The organism is Micromonospora sp. DT4, assembly GCF_049841675.1.
Lineage (GTDB): Bacteria > Actinomycetota > Actinomycetes > Mycobacteriales > Micromonosporaceae > Micromonospora.
This window is the reverse complement of record NZ_JBNCKT010000542.1, coordinates 1-211: the sequence shown is the minus strand read 5'-3', so window position 1 is coordinate 211 and position 211 is coordinate 1. Positions and strand designations below refer to the sequence as shown.

Sequence of the window (211 nt, the reverse complement as noted above, 5' to 3'; positions counted from 1 at the left end):
GCCGCTGGCACGTCGAGCGCACCAACGCCTGGCACAACGCGTTCAACCGGCTCCAACGCTGCTACGAACGCAAGGAGGAAGTCATCGACGCCTACTTCGACCTCGCCGACACGATCATTACTCTACGTAGCCTTATCCGGCAGGCATGGACCCTATACCGATGGGACACCCGCCCCACCCGCCGCCCATGATCTTGACCAATTTGCGCGAC

At 61.6% G+C, this 211-nt stretch carries 1 pseudogene; it reads left to right on the top strand.

Annotated elements, in window-relative coordinates:
• Positions 1–191 (top strand): annotated as a pseudogene (locus ACLQ24_RS30805) (IS5/IS1182 family transposase); the annotation flags it as partial.
• Positions 192–211: the final 20 nt, after the last annotated feature.